Origin of the sequence: Clostridium sp. KNHs214 (assembly GCF_000744935.1) — a bacterium.
GTDB lineage: Bacteria > Bacillota > Clostridia > Clostridiales > Clostridiaceae > Haloimpatiens.
This window is the reverse complement of sequence record NZ_JQMW01000009.1, coordinates 317,415-331,269: the sequence shown is the minus strand read 5'-3', so window position 1 is coordinate 331,269 and position 13,855 is coordinate 317,415. Positions and strand designations below refer to the sequence as shown.

Below are 13,855 nucleotides of genomic sequence, written 5' to 3'. Positions count from 1 at the left end.
GTTCTATACCTTGGGTAGTTTATCTTATAATATATCTTTTTTTAAAAATATACCATACCCTACCATAATTGAAAAAATCGATAATACGAAATTATAAAATATTGATTTTCTAAAGCTCAACCCATGTATATTGTCAAAAGGTACATGCCTTAAAATTAAAGAATGTTGTCCTGGCAATAAATTATTAACTGTAAAAACGGAAATAATAATTACAACTAAAATTATAATATAAGAATACACAGGCTTTAATACTAACGATATTGTATTCTGAAGAAGTGCTAAAGCAATAGATGTGGTAATATACAATAAGAATATTTTTATAACAATATCATTCATATTTAAATGAATACCATCAGCAAAAATCCATTTACTAAATTCACGTGAAAATACCTTTTCTAATATTATCATTATTGCAAATAGCATTACGTAATATATCAAAACATTATATATTAGCCAAAATACTTTTGCAAAATAAAAATAGCCTACTTTTTTAATCCTTGTTAAAACATATTTTCCATTGTGCCTAAAATCATCATAAGTATAATTTGCCAAACTAAAAATTACGAAAGTATTAATAATAAACCATACCATAGGTATTGATAAACCATCATTTGCATTATAATATGGTGCACCTTTTAAAATTTCAAAAATCAAATTTATACTTTTCGCTCCACTAAATCTATTTACATTGATTATTATAATAAGGTTGACTATTAAAAAAACTACTCCAATAAAAGTATTCTTAATAAAAATACTTTTAAAAGTATATGTAAAATCCCTTTTTATTAAAGAACGCATCAATATAAAATTCTTTTTATATATAACCCCTCACCTCAATTATTTATATTTTGCTTATAATATCCTTTTTGCCTATAATCCACTCTCCTAACATGCACAGCATAAGTATGAGCAAAATTAAATATACACCGTTTTCTACAATAGTCATTGTATTCATCCACTTTGCTAAATTAATAGTCATTTGCTTTAATACAATTGAAAATTTATTAAATAATACTGGTGCAAATATAATTGCAATTAGTAGCATACAAACATATTGATTTTTTAAAAATGTTTTCATGGTGCAAATTAAAAGTCCAATAGCACACAACCCTAAAAAATTGCTTGTAAAAATAAAAAATAGTATTTTATATGAAGTAAACTTACTAAAAAGTGTACTCCAATTAGTTGGTTCTCCTAGTAATTTATATATAGTGCCTTCCGTATTTATCCATTTGTTTTCAAAACCACCCATTAATATCCCACTTGCTAGATACCCACCTAACACTATTATTACGCTAAACAGAAAAGAAAGGTTGATTGTGTATAAAACCCTTTTTCTCCAAATACTTCTTCTTGAATGGTAACGAATTAGACATACTATTTTGTTGTCAAAATCCAGTAAGCTAATTAATATGAATGTAAACACAGGTATTATAGGAAATATATATCTAGATACTCCTACTATCCCAAATCCCTTATACACATCACATAACATATCAAATATTGATACTTTAATATCTGTTGGTATGCTACTTACATAAACTCTAGCCAAACAAATCAAGACTACATACATAATGAAAAGACTAATAAATACCCTATATTTTATTAATAATAGTTTTTTATAAAAATCATTAATTAAACTAGTAAACTTCATCCTTTACTCCCCCAAAAAAGAACAAACTAATAGTAATCATAAAAATAAGTATAAATTCTAGTAAAATCGCATAAAAATTCTTGTTCATAGATAAATACAAAAAAGTCTGTGGTGAATACTCAATTTTATTAAATAATTCGCAAAATCCTTCAACCAAAATATATAATATGAATGGAATAAATATTACTACAAACTTATTCTTTATGATTGTGCTAAAACATAATGCTATAGATGCAAACGCTCCTGAATATAGAAAATAAATTGCTATCCACATGATTATATATAAATTTGCATGACCATAAAAAAGATTTGAAAGTAAACCATTAGGCATTATACTTGTACCGCCAAACACCATGTTAGGTTGCACACTTGGATAAATAAGAATTAAAGTAACATAATTCAATACTAACGGAAGTGCAAAAGCCGCTCCTCCTGCTATAAAATTTGCGAAATACTTTGATAGCAAATATCTACGTTTGTTTTGCCTAGTATAAATGCCTTTTATCATTCCACTTTTGAAATCCTCTATATAGGAATCTGAATAACCCAATGTGCTTATTATTGGCATAATAATTATAAGAAGATTTGATATAGGATTTGCTTTAAAAAATATGAAATGTTCAAAAGGAGTGCCAACAAATCCTTTTATATAATTATCTAAAATATCGCCTCCATACATAGGAATTTTAACTATACTTAATATACAAAATACAATTCCTATAGAAATAGCTATTTTAAATGATAATCTTGAAAAAGCCCTTTTTAATTCAATTGAAAACATATTTTCTCCTTTCTTTTGAACTATAATTAATCAATACATATTATTTCATAATTCACAAATTTAATTTTTCACCCATAAAAAGTGTAATATTTACATTTTAAATATTACACTTACATGGATAAAATTTACTACTTTTAATTATACTAATTATAATTTCTTGTTGAATCTGGGCTCCAGACACCACTAGCTGACCAAGAACGAAAATTTCGATATGGTGCATAAAATCCTATAGTTACTGGACTATTACCTATAGTTTCATATGCATTGCTATGAATAGAGTATTGTCCATTACCAGAAACTGTCTTAACAGGTATACCTCCTTGAAGACTATTATGATCTTGATCAACTACCCACATTTGTACATAATCTCCTGATTTCCCTTCCCAATAGGATATTTTTACATATGCTGGCGTAGTATTAGTTTTTGACCTTAATTCTGGAATATAGTGATTTCCTGCATTACCTAGTTCCTTATAAAATTGCCAATAATGATCCGCTGTATTCGCAGCTTTTACATTAGTAAGAATTGCTCCAGATACTACTCCAAGTACTAGCATACTAGCAGCTAGCTTTTTTGCAAATTTGTTTTTTAACATTTCCCCAAATCCTCCTCTATTATCATGCAGTTATATGTTATTCTTATAATAAACTTATATGTTATTTTTATCAATATTTGTAATTAAGTATAGTACTCCAAGTGAGTATAAATATATATATATTTATATTTATTTCTTTATTTACCTCTTATTTCCTGTAATTCATATTTTTTAACAAATTTATTTTATATCGGAGATATAATGATTTTTTTGAGTAAAAAAAATAGGACTGCTATACTAGTCACTCAGTATAGCAGTCAATAATAAGTATAGATAAAATAAATCTATATTTAGCTCTAAATTACTTCAATATACAATTATTTTACGGCAGATATATAATACATTTCATCATTGTCAATGCACTTGTTTATTTTAAAATAATTTTTCATAATTTCACAGGTAATCTCTGCCTTTGGAAGTATATGTTCTTTTACAGCCTCCTTGGAAGCATGCACCCTGTTTATATCCTCCTTGCTTTGAGAATGACAAATTATTATTTTACCATTTTCCTTCATAAGCTTTCTTAAATGACTAAAAAGTTTTTCCTTATCTTTAAAATGTGGATATGCAGAATAAATGAATATATAATCAAAATCTTTTTCTTCATTAAATTCTACTACATCTTCTGCATAAAATTTTACTCTATCATCCTTATATTTACTTTTGGCAACCTGTATCATATTTTCTGACAAATCTACACCATAAATTTCTTTAGGATTTGTCTTCATTAAATATTTTATAAGAACTCCTGTCCCTGTGCCCACATCAAGGATTTTAGACTCTTTCTTAACATCACTTATATCTATTATATGATTTATTTTATTTTCATCATGATGACACATATCATCCCACTTAAATGCTACTTGGTTAAAGAACTCTTTATCATTCATCATGCAGTTACTTTTTCCCCTTTCTCTAGTGCCTTTACCACTACAGGAATTAATATTAATTGTATAATTATGCCTATAAAGCCTTTTACAAAGGCTCCTGTTAAGAATGCTTTAAATACAAAGTTATTTCCTTTAGCAGTAAGTAGTATATAATTCATTATACCAGATATTAGTCGTCCACCAAACATAGATAATACCAATGCAAACATTATATTTAATCTTTTTTTATTATATAAATATCCTGATAAAAATCCATAAGCTGCAAGTTCACACGCCATAGAAATTCCTGTTGGAAATAATGGTGGCATTCCTGTTAAAAATGAATTTAAAAGTGGTGTTATAAATCCTACTACAATTCCATACTTCCACCCAAGCACCATTCCACATAATAAAACTGGTATATGCATAGGTAAAAACACAGGTCCCGCCATGCCTACCATATGAAAAAAGTAAGGTAAAATTAATCCTATTGCTATAAAAATAGCTGCCTTGATCATGTTATTAGTTTTACTGTTCATTTTTATACCCCCCGATAATATAATTTCTATAAACAAAGCTCTTAGCTTCAGATGGAGTTTTTACTCCATCTGAAGGTTAGAGATCGTTATCCAGGGACGTAGCTGCCGTTATCTCCCACTTTGTTATAAGTGGGAGTGTTACGGCAGGTAGTCATCGGATAAAAAAATAAAAAGGTAGAGAAAAATCTCTACCTTCGTGGTAACATAATATATTCGTATAATTTTATTCAATTATTAAATTTTATTTAATGCTTTGGCTTTATATAACTAATGTTATAAATGCTTCGTTCACCTATAACTCTACCATATGGTTGCCTCAAACAATATAAATTATAGCATATATATTCTGAATTATCTACTAAAATCCCTATTCATTTAAAATTTCATTTTCCTGTTCCTGTACAAATTGATTAGTGTACAAGTTATAATAATAACCTTTTCTTCTCATAAGACTTTCATGATTACCCTGTTCTAGTATTTTTCCATTTTTTATAACTAATATTCTATCTGCAGATACTATAGTAGAAAGTCTGTGAGCTATTACAAAGCTGGTTCTTCCATCCAACACCTTATCTATAGCATTTTGTATTATTCTTTCTGTTTCAGTATCTATAGAAGAGGTAGCTTCATCTAAAACAAATATAGATGGATTTGCAACTATAGCTCTAGCAAAGGATATAAGTTGTTTTTCTCCAGTGGATAACATTCCTCCACCTTCTCCAACTTCTGTATCATAGCCCTTATCCATTTTCATTATAAAATCATGGGCATCTACAAGCTTTGCTGCTTCTATTATTTCCTCATCTGTAGCATCTAGTCTTCCATATTTTATATTCTCCTTTATGGTACCACTAAAAAGATGTGGACTTTGCAAAACATAACCTAAATTAGCCTGAAGCCATCCAATAGATCTCTCTTTATAATTAACTCCATCGATTAGAATCTCTCCTTCTGTAGGCTCATAAAATCTACAGGCAAGATTTACTATAGTACTCTTTCCGGATCCTGTTTCTCCAACTAAAGCTATGGTTTCCCCAGCCTTGATATCAAGATTGAAGTTATCTAAAACCCTTTGACCATCTTTATATGCAAAAGACACATTTTTAAAAGTTATATCTCCGTGAACCTCTGGCCAATTCTCTATTTTAGGATTGTACTCGTCTCCGTAAATCTCCTGAACTTCTTTAGAGTCGTATATATCTGATTCTGTTTCTATCAATGATAAAATTCTCTCTGCAGAAGCTTGAGCATGTTGAAGTTCCGCTATAGTAGCTGCCAATTGACTTACTGGTTCAAAAAACTGAACACTGTAGGAAATAAACATCATTAATGTTCCATAGCTTATGGTTTTTAAAAGCACATCCTGTCCCCCAAACCAAAGAGCTAAACCTGTTCCAATGCTTCCTAGAGTTAAAACTATAGGAAGGAAAAGCGCAGAAAACACCGCAGCTCTAACTGCTGAGTCTCTCATATTTTTTGTATCCAATTTAAACTCTGTTAAATTATCTTCTTCTCTAACTAATGTTTTAGTAGTTTGAGCTCCCGTTATACATTCATTAAAATCACCAGTTATACGAGAATTTATTTTTCTAACCTTTCTATAAGCATCCAATATCTTTTTCTCAAAATATATTCCTATTAGAAACAGTGGTGGAACCACACATAAAGTTATTAATGTAAGTTTCCAATTATGATAAAACATAACCCCTGCAAAACCCATCATCATAACTATAGCCCACACCATATCTGTAAGTCCCCATGAAACTATTTCACTTAACCTATATATATCTGAAGTCATTCTAGACATCATCCATCCTACAGGAGTAGTGTCATAGTAAGAAAATGATAATTCCTGTAATCTTTTAAATCCAAGCTTTCTTATATGGTGGGCAAGTTTAGTTTCTACCCCTCCAGAAAAAGTTACTAGAAGCTTTACATTTATAGCTTGAATCCCTATAACTACTACATAAACTATTGAAAATTTTAAAAGCCCCTGTACATTTCCAGTTACTACAAAATTATCTATTGCATATTTAGTAAGGTAGGGTATTAAAACGTCAATACCCGCTACCCCTATCATTACAAATCCTAAAATTATAAGCTGTTTTTTAAAATCCGCTGCATACTTTAAAAGTTTTCTCCAAAGTCCAAAATCAATTTTTTCATTTTTATTATTAAAATTTTCTTCTACATATGCACTCAAACAATTCACCCCCTTAACTTACCTTGCTGCCGCTTGAATGCTCACCTTCTGATGAACTTTGTATCTCCCAAATACGTTTGTATAATCCATCTTTTTTAATAAGCTCTTCATGACTACCCATATCTACTATTTTACCTTTATCCAATACTATTATTTTGCTAGCTTCCTTTAAAGTAGACACACGGTGAGAAATTATCAAGGTAGTAACTCCCTTACTTCTTTTAGCCAAAGCTTTTCTTATAGCCCTGTCTGTTTCTGTGTCCACTGCACTTAGGGAATCGTCAAAAATTAATATAGGACTTTTATTTATAACTGTTCTAGCAATGGCAACTCTCTGCCTTTGACCTCCAGACAATGTTACTCCTTTTTCTCCTACTAAAGTTTCATATCCTCTATCAAAGCTCATTATTACATCATGTACAGCTGCAATGTCAGCGGCTTCAAATACATCTTTATCTACTGCTTCTTTTTTAGCAATACTTATATTATCTTTTATACTTTTGGAAAATAGAAAAGGTTCTTGAAGAACTATGCCTATATTTTTTCTTATCCATTTTCTATTAATATCCTTAAGCTCTACTCCGTCTATCTTTATGGAACCTCTATCATAATCATACAATCTAGCTAATAAATGCACTAATGATGACTTTCCTGAGCCTGTTTTTCCCATTATACCTACTGTTTCTCCTTTTTTAACTTGGAAGGATACTCCATCTAGTACTGGTACATCTTTTTCATATTCAAAATACACCTGCTGGAATTCTATATTTCCTTTTACTTCAGGTTTTAAATCTTCTGAACTTATTTGTTCTTCTTTTTCTCCTAAAACCTCACTGATACGGTTTATAGACACTACCATTTTACCTGCATCAGATAGTATTCTACCAAGCTGTCTAACTGGCCATAATAACATTCCTTCATAGGTAGTGAAAACAAATAAGGTACCTAATGTCATTTCACCTCTCGCGGTTAAATAAACTCCAAATACTAATACTGCTCCTGTTTGAAGCATACATAAAAAATCTGAAATAGCCCAATAGTTTCCTCTAAGAGCATACATCTTGTAGCTTAAATCTTTAAACTGCTCACTTCTAGTATTGAATTTATCCACCTCATATTTTTGTCTTCCAAAGGCTCTTACCACCCTAACACCAGATAAATTTTCTTGAAGTGCTGTGGTCATTTTAGCCTCAGACTCATCTGCCTTTTGAAATAATTTTTTTATGCTGTTAAAGAAAATCCAAGAATACGCAAATATTATAGGCACTGCTGCCATAGCTATAAGAGTCATTTTAACATTTAATGAAAGCATCATGGTTATAGAAAAGATTAATATAAAAACCGCTCTTCCAATGTCCACTAGCTGCATAGCTAAAAATCTTCTTACTGTGTCTACATCAGAGGTACATCTTTGAATCAAATCCCCTGTTTCACATTTTACGTGATAATCATAAGGCAAATGCTGAATATGATTATACAAGGTTTCCCTTATATTTTTAGCTATATTTTCTGAAGCAGAAGCTGACCACTTCCCTTTTAAAAATAAAAATATTCCCCTTACTAAAGTTATAATTACTAATAATATTGTACAAATCCAAAGATTTTGAACTAATACAGATTTTCCACCTAAAAAGTTTACAAACCTTACTCCTGCCTCTGGAAGCTCCATAGGCTTTCCACCTAATATCGAGTCTATGGTAGTCCTTATAACTAAAGGTGATAAGGTAGAAAAAAATGTTGCAAGTCCTACACTGAGTATTGCCCCAATATATTTGAGTCTATTACCTTTCATAAAATTCCACAAAAGTTTAGAATTTTTCACATAAAGTCCCCCTCTCTATTGTAATTTTTAAAGTAACTCACGTAAAAACTAATGGTTTACTAAAATATTTATTAAATAATTTTTTCATAACTGCACACCTCCATAATATATAAAAAAACCGTAGAAATTTTCCCACGGCTTTAATATCTTAAAACAAAATACTAATATAGAATACAAAAGCCATAGGTCGCAATTAACCCATGGCAGTATAATTTCAAACAAACTTATTACAAAGAAATAGTAATGGTAATAAGCATAAAATCACACTATATTCCAAAGGCCGTGTACAGTATCTAACTTACTTAAATCTGAATTGCCATTAAAACATATATTCACTTTACTTAACATTTCACGACCTCCTTTTCTAAAATTCTTTTTTATTAATTTTCATAATATTTAGTATAAACCATTTATATATTGTTTTCAAGTAATATTTTCAAAAAACCTAAAGAAATGTCAATGTAATTTTTTATACAACTATCTGTATATCCAATAGCATACTATTTAAATATGTGTTCGCCAGTAAATAAGTTATACATCATCCTCCATAAGTTCATCTTTATTTCTCCCCTTTTTCTTTCGTGCTTCTTTATCATTGTCCATTCTTTCTATGCCCATAGCTGAAAGTTGTTTGTTGGTATTTTTTCTTTTACTCATACTTTTCACTCCTATTTAATAAACTTATATATATATTGCCAAATATTATACATTTTATGCGTAAAAATCATACATACAATAAAACTTTAATATGTTAAAATAGTATTAGCTTTTTATAAATTGAAACTTAGCTTAAATAAAATTTTTGTTATTCATAATATAAAAGGGAGAGAAAATTATGTGCAAAACCCAAAAATATAAAGTAGTAATACTTTTAACTAATACAGGCACATTGCTATCTAAGGCTATAAAGCGATACACTAATGAACCTTATACTCATGTTTCCATAGGCTTTGACATTGAATTAAATGAAATATATAGTTTTGGAAGAATATTTCCACAAAATCCACTAATAGGCGGCTTTATAGTTGAAAATAGATATGAAGGGCTTTATTCTATATTTTCCAATGTAAATTGTGCAGTTTATATTTTAGAAGTGGACAAGTTTCAATATGAAAATATGAAAAAAATTATCAATAAATTCCATGATGAAAAACATAAATATAAGTATAATTTCATAGGTTTATTTGCTGTGGCTTTTAATATACCATTTAAAAGGGAAAATGCTTATTTCTGTTCTCAATTTGCAGCAACTGTATTAGAAAAAAGTGATGTTAAAATATTCAATAAGAAATGTGAATTAGTCACTCCTTCTGACTTTAGAACTTCCAAGTACTTAAAACTAATTTACAGTGGAAAATTAACGGATTATAGCTCAAACTTTACATCTATTTCTAACACTGAACTTTTGCCTTTAATTTCATATAACAAAATAGGATAAATTAAAACTATATATAGTAAAAAAGGACGAATGGCACTGTACTTTGCATTCATCCTTTTTTTATTATATATAATTTTTGTTTAATATAATCTTTATTTTATAGACCTTTTTTTATATTATTTTTCAATCCATATACTGAACCTAACATACCTGCCTTATTACCACAGCTAGCAACCTTTACCATTAAATTTTTGCTGAAAGAAGGCATTATCATAGTGTCCAAATGCTTTTTTATTAGATCTGTAATTAAATTTCCCTGTGCCGATACCCCTCCACCTATTATGATAAGGGGTGGATTAAATATATGTACAAGGTTTTTTAGTCCTAACGCAATATTGTAAGTCCATTGGTTAACTATATCTTTATATATTTTTTCTCCATTATTAGCTCTTTCAAATATTATTTTTCCATTTAATCTTTCTTTTGTCTCTGCCTTTTCTTGTGCAAATTTTACTAAAGCTGATGTAGAAGCATATCTTTCATAGCATCCCCTATGACCACAATTGCATTCTAATCCATTAGGATATAAATTCATGTGTCCAAATTCACCTGCTGAATAACTGCTTCCTGTAAAAATATCTCTATTTATCACTATAGCTCCACCTATACCCGTACCCAAAGTGAGACATAAAAAGTTTTTTTCATTTTTAGCGGATCCTGTCCACATTTCTCCCAATGCTGCACAGTTTACATCATTATCTACATAACAACCATATGAAAATTCTTTTTCTATAATCTCTTTTAGTTTTACTCCTGTCCAACCAGGTATAGCCTCTGTGGCAAATACAATTTCACCAGCCACTCTATTCACTTGTCCCGCAGTGCTTATTCCTATACCGCCTATATCTTCGCCGTGTTCTTTTAGTAGAAATCTTATTATATTCTTTACCTTTTCTATTAAGCAATCTGCTCCTCTACAGGCTTCTGTATCCATACTATAATGAACTATTACATTGCCATCATCTTCTACTACTCCGTATTTTATTCCAGTTCCACCTATGTCCACAGCTAAATACTTCACTGTTTTATCCTCCTATTTATTATTGATTTCATCAACAAACTTTTTAGTTATCAATTGGGGACGAGTAATAGCTCCTCCTGTAACCACAGCTAAAGCACCTAACTCTAAACATCTCTTTGCCTTTTCCGGTGTATCTACTTTTCCCTCTGAAATTACAGGTATTCTTACATTGTCTAAAACCTGTCTTAAAAATTCAAAATCATTATCTTGTATATCCATTCCATTAGTATATTCAGTATATCCATGCATAGTAGTTCCTATAAAATCAAAGCCATACGCTTCTGCTAGCTTTGCCTCTTCTAAATCAGATATATCTGCCATCAATAATTGATTTGGATATTTATTTTTTATTTCTTTTACAAATTCACAAAGCTTCTTTCCATCTGGTCTTTCTCTTTTAGTAGCATCTATAGCAATTATGTGTACTCCCTCTTTACATAATTCATCTACTTCTTTCATAGTAGGAGTTATATAAACAGAGCATTCTCCATAGTTTCTCTTAATTATTCCTATTATAGGTAAATCCACTTCACCCTTTATAGCCTTTACGTCCTCTATAGTGTTTGCCCTTATGCCCACTGCACCTCCAATTTTAGCCGCAAGAGCCATTTTGGACATTATAAAAGAACTATGAAGTGGCTCATCCTCTAAAGCTTGACAAGATACTATCAAACCACCCTTTATTTTATTGATTAAATCTTCTTTCATTATAATCATCTCCTAAATATAACACTTACAAAGTCATGAAATTATCTCACTAAATAGCTATCTTAAATATAATTTTTCTTATATCCTTAGAATCTTTTACTTTTATACCTGTCATATGTACATCCTCCGGATAACATAATACAAAAGTCCCCTCTTTTATAGTTAATTCTCCTTCACTGTTACCTTTTAAAATATAAGCATCATCATTTTCATTATAATCCTTCTCTATTTCCATACTTTCAAAATTAGAATATAGCAATTTTTCCTCTCCATTTAACATATAGTGTACATCGATATATTTCTTATGCGACTCCCAAAAGCCTTTTTCTAAATCTTTAGTTTGATATTCTGCAACTACATAATAAAGCTCATCTCCATCTACTTTATGAACACCTTTTTCATCCTTTGAAAAATCATGTTCCTTCATAAATTTCAGAGCCTTACCTATATTGCTTTCAACCTCACCATAAAGTTCTATATTTTTAATTTTATCAATCATCATAGTGTATCATCCCCCTGTACGAATTGAACTCTTTTAATATACTCACTATTCTTAAATTTTCATAATCAAAATACTAAAGTGTGTTTTTAATAAACTACTTCTACATTAAATTAAATACAAAATCACCTTACATTTGAAATTAGCCAGAAAACATGCCCATTTAAGGACTATGCTTTACTGGCAAATTAATTTAAACTACTCACTTAGATTTATATTTATTATTTATCACCATATATAGTTAAACTATCTAAATCTTTCTTTTCTTCATCCTTAAATATTAAACTGAATATGTATCCAAATAACATACATGAGACTATACTTATAACTGAATACATCCAGAATGTAACTGTTGTAAAATATTTTGCTGCTATAGTTAACACTGCCGATACTATAAATCCTGCCACTGCTCCCTTAGAGTTAGCTTTCTTTGTAAATATTCCAAGTCCGAAAAGACCTCCTACAACTCCAAGAACTAGTCCCATAAATCCGTTGAACCAGCTATATGCAGATTTCAAATCAGAATGTGCTAAAACTATAGAAACTATTATTGATACTATTCCAACTAGTAAAGAAAGAATTTTAGCAAGCTTAGTTGCCTCATCATTGTCAATGTCACCTTTTATCAACTTATGTATGTCTAAAGTCCAGCTTGTAGCCACACTATTTAAACCGGTAGATAAAGTTGATTGTCCTGCCGCAAATACTCCAGCTAATAATAGTCCTGATATACCTGCTGGTAATTGACTAACTATATAACTTGCAAAAACTTGATCTTCTGCCTTTGTTATTAACAATGCTGGATTTTGTTTATAAAATACATATAATCCTGTTCCTATAAAAAAGAATACAGTTGCTATACCTATAGATAAAGCACCATTTAAATATGTCATTTTTTTCATTTCTCCAAGATCAGTTGTAGTTGTATATCTTTGAACCATATCTTGGCTTGATACATAAGATGAAAGCGTTGACAAACCTGCTCCTATAAGTACTATAAAGAATCCTTCTTTGAATATATTTAAATTAAGCATTTGCGATAAGTGTAAAAACTTAGCATCCGCCATACCTACTCTGATTACTTCACCTAATCCACCTTTAATGGTAAATGACATATAGATTACTACAAATACAGCGCCTAATGATAGAACAACACCTTGTATAAAGTCTGTCCATAATACCGATTTAATTCCTCCAACATATGAGTATATGATTGCTATTACTCCCATAAGGATTATTAATACATTTATATCTACTTTTGTAACTATTGATAATGCCAACGCTGGTAAGTACATGATTATAGACATTCTACCTACCTGGTAAATTATAAACATTATACTTCCTACTAATCTTAAACTCTTATTAAATCTTCTTTCTAAGTATTCATATGCTGTATCTAAATCAAGTTTCTTATATACTGGTAAGAAATATTTTATAGTTAATGGAACCGCTATAAATATACCAAGCTGAGCTACCCAAGCTGACCAATCTGTTTTAAATGAACGTCCAGCTAAGGCTAAATAAGAAATTGGACTTAACATTGTTGCAAATAAGCTAACGGCTGCAACCCACCAAGGAATTGTTCCATCGCCTTTAAAATATTCTTTGCCTTTCATTTCTTTTTTAGCTACTCTAATACCTACGTACAATACAAATAAAAGGTATACAACTAGAACTATATAATCCAACATTTGAAATGATGCCTTCATAAATAAACCCTCCATT

General features: G+C 29.8%; 14 protein-coding genes. 1 reads left to right on the top strand and 13 read right to left on the bottom strand.

Annotated features, from left to right (window positions below; genetic code table 11):
- Positions 1 to 24: 24 nt before the first annotated feature.
- The 9 genes from CC89_RS19420 to CC89_RS21025 form a co-directional block, all read right to left on the bottom strand.
- Positions 25 to 798 carry a DUF2705 family protein gene (locus CC89_RS19420; RefSeq protein ID WP_051931478.1) on the bottom strand — a complete coding sequence of 258 codons (774 nt, stop codon included), beginning with the start codon at positions 796 to 798 and terminating at the stop codon, positions 25 to 27.
- Positions 799 to 841: 43 nt separating this feature from the next.
- On the bottom strand, positions 842 to 1,654 hold the full coding sequence (locus CC89_RS04060; protein ID WP_035289337.1) for a hypothetical protein: 813 nt from the start codon (positions 1,652 to 1,654) through the stop codon (positions 842 to 844).
- Positions 1,641 to 2,435, bottom strand: a complete 795-nt coding sequence (locus CC89_RS04055) for an ABC transporter permease (protein ID WP_035289336.1) — start codon at positions 2,433 to 2,435, stop codon at positions 1,641 to 1,643. Before CC89_RS04055 ends, CC89_RS04060 begins: the two co-directional genes overlap by 14 nt.
- A gap of 143 nt (positions 2,436 to 2,578) precedes the next feature.
- Complete coding sequence (locus CC89_RS19415) at positions 2,579 to 3,031, bottom strand: DUF2712 domain-containing protein (protein WP_051931476.1); 453 nt, start codon at positions 3,029 to 3,031, stop codon at positions 2,579 to 2,581.
- Between the two features lie 317 nt (positions 3,032 to 3,348).
- Complete coding sequence (locus CC89_RS04045) at positions 3,349 to 3,924, bottom strand: class I SAM-dependent methyltransferase (protein ID WP_051931474.1); 576 nt, start codon at positions 3,922 to 3,924, stop codon at positions 3,349 to 3,351.
- Positions 3,921 to 4,439: an ECF transporter S component gene (locus CC89_RS04040; protein WP_035289335.1), complete on the bottom strand. Its 519-nt coding sequence runs from the start codon at positions 4,437 to 4,439 to the stop codon at positions 3,921 to 3,923. The genes CC89_RS04045 and CC89_RS04040 overlap by 4 nt, the downstream gene beginning before the upstream one ends.
- Positions 4,440 to 4,806: 367 nt before the next feature.
- The gene (locus CC89_RS04035) at positions 4,807 to 6,642 is read right to left on the bottom strand and encodes an ABC transporter ATP-binding protein (RefSeq protein ID WP_035289334.1); all 1,836 of its coding nucleotides are present in this window, start codon (positions 6,640 to 6,642) and stop codon (positions 4,807 to 4,809) included.
- Positions 6,643 to 6,655: 13 nt separating this feature from the next.
- Complete coding sequence (locus CC89_RS04030; RefSeq protein WP_035289328.1) at positions 6,656 to 8,464, bottom strand: ABC transporter ATP-binding protein; 1,809 nt, start codon at positions 8,462 to 8,464, stop codon at positions 6,656 to 6,658.
- Between the two features lie 531 nt (positions 8,465 to 8,995).
- Positions 8,996 to 9,121: a hypothetical protein gene (locus tag CC89_RS21025; protein ID WP_286161300.1), complete on the bottom strand. Its 126-nt coding sequence runs from the start codon at positions 9,119 to 9,121 to the stop codon at positions 8,996 to 8,998.
- Between the two features lie 178 nt (positions 9,122 to 9,299).
- Between CC89_RS21025 and CC89_RS04025 the strand changes: the two genes are divergently transcribed.
- Positions 9,300 to 9,902: a hypothetical protein gene (locus tag CC89_RS04025; protein ID WP_207641495.1), complete on the top strand. Its 603-nt coding sequence runs from the start codon at positions 9,300 to 9,302 to the stop codon at positions 9,900 to 9,902.
- A 97-nt stretch (positions 9,903 to 9,999) separates the two neighbouring features.
- Here the strand turns inward: CC89_RS04025 and CC89_RS04020 are convergent, their stop codons facing one another.
- The 4 genes from CC89_RS04020 to CC89_RS04005 all read right to left on the bottom strand — a co-directional run bounded on the left by CC89_RS04020 (position 10,000) and on the right by CC89_RS04005 (position 13,839).
- Entirely contained in the window at positions 10,000 to 10,923 is a 924-nt protein-coding gene (locus CC89_RS04020) for an ROK family protein (RefSeq protein ID WP_035289326.1), read from the bottom strand.
- Between the two features lie 12 nt (positions 10,924 to 10,935).
- Positions 10,936 to 11,631 (bottom strand): N-acetylmannosamine-6-phosphate 2-epimerase, encoded by a 696-nt coding sequence (locus CC89_RS04015; protein WP_207641494.1) that lies wholly within the window; start codon positions 11,629 to 11,631, stop codon positions 10,936 to 10,938.
- Positions 11,632 to 11,680: 49 nt separating this feature from the next.
- The gene (locus CC89_RS04010; RefSeq protein ID WP_035289322.1) at positions 11,681 to 12,133 is read right to left on the bottom strand and encodes a NanQ anomerase/TabA/YiaL family protein; all 453 of its coding nucleotides are present in this window, start codon (positions 12,131 to 12,133) and stop codon (positions 11,681 to 11,683) included.
- 218 nt (positions 12,134 to 12,351) lie between these two features.
- Positions 12,352 to 13,839 carry a sodium:solute symporter family protein gene (locus CC89_RS04005; protein WP_035289320.1) on the bottom strand — a complete coding sequence of 496 codons (1,488 nt, stop codon included), beginning with the start codon at positions 13,837 to 13,839 and terminating at the stop codon, positions 12,352 to 12,354.
- Positions 13,840 to 13,855 lie beyond the last annotated feature (16 nt).